The organism is Hydrogenophaga sp. T2 (assembly GCF_049843535.1).
Lineage (GTDB): Bacteria > Pseudomonadota > Gammaproteobacteria > Burkholderiales > Burkholderiaceae_C > Hydrogenophaga > Hydrogenophaga crocea.
Genome location: NZ_JBBHZJ010000020.1, coordinates 1 through 1,240, shown reverse-complemented (window position 1 = coordinate 1,240; position 1,240 = coordinate 1). Strand labels below are relative to the sequence as shown.

Below are 1,240 nucleotides of genomic sequence, written 5' to 3'. Positions count from 1 at the left end.
GTGGGCTGCTGCCGGTTTCACAGACACCTTGTTAAGGTGGAAGATGAAACCGGAGGTGGCTCATGGAGAGAAGAAGGACATTCAGTCGCGAGTTCAAGCTCGAGGCGGTCAAGCTGGTCAGCGAGCGTGGCGTTTCGGTGGCCCAAGCCGCCAAGGACCTGGACGTTCACGAGAACGTGCTGCGCAAGTGGGTGCGTGAGCTGCGGGAGGAGCCGCAAGAGGCGTTCCCTGGCAACGGCAAGCAAAAGGCCCAGGACATCGAGATAGCGCGGCTTCGCAAGGAGGTGGCCAAGCTCAAGATGGAGCGCGACATCCTGAAAAAAGCCGCGGCCTACTTTGCGAAGGAGTCGATGTGAAGTTCGGCTTCGTGGCGAAGCACCGAGGGGCCTGGCCGGTCAATCTGATGTGCGAGGCGCTCGGTGTCTCGCGAGGCGGCTTCTACGCGTGGCTCACGCGGCCCAGGAGCCGACGCAGCTTCAGTGACGAGGTGCTGGGCGCTCAGGTGCATCAGAGCTTCGTGCGCAGTGACCGCACCTACGGCGCACGACGTGTTTGGCACGACGTGCTGGAGCAAGGTCAGGCTTGTGGTCTGCACCGCATCGAGCGGCTCATGCGTGAGCAGGCACTGCGCGCTCGGCCACGGCGGCGTGGACTGCCCAAGGACCGAGGGGAACGCAGCGCGGTGGCTGACAACGTGCTCGACCGCCAGTTCCAGGCCGATGGCCCGAACCAGAAGTGGGTGGCCGACTTCACCTACATCTGGACGGCAGAAGGCTGGCTGTACGTGGCTGCTGTGCTGGACCTGTACTCGCGGCGCATCGTGGGCTGGTCGATGCAGGAGAGCATGACCTCGCAGCTCGTGGTGGACGCGCTGATGATGGCGGTGTGGCGCCGGGGCAAGCCGGTGGCCTTACTGCATCACTCGGACCAGGGAAGCCAGTACACCAGCGAGCACTTCCAGAGGCTGCTGGACGAACAGGGCATCACTTGCAGCATGAGCCGGGCCGGCGAGGTCTGGGACAACTCGGCCATGGAGAGCTTCTTCAGCTCCCTCAAGACCGAGCGCACGGCCAGGAGGGTGTATCGAACGCGAGGGCAGGCCCGTTCAGATGTGTTCGACTACATCGAGTGCTTCTACAACCCGACGCGCCGGCATTCGATGCTCGGATACCTCAGTCCCATACAGTTCGAAAAAGCTCAAGAAGCTTAGGTCGGTGTCAACGGAACCGGCAGCAGCCCA

The 1,240-nt window shown here is 63.1% G+C and carries 1 protein-coding gene; it reads left to right on the top strand.

What is annotated here, in order from left to right:
* Window positions 1-62 precede the first annotated feature (62 nt).
* Window positions 63-1,210 (top strand): IS3 family transposase gene (locus WDZ95_RS22220; protein ID WP_425781703.1). Its coding sequence is split into 2 segments (ribosomal slippage): window positions 63-324 and window positions 324-1,210, totalling 1,149 coding nucleotides; the frame shifts between segments, so codons are not numbered across the junction.
* The last annotated feature ends 30 nt before the right edge of the window (window positions 1,211-1,240 follow it).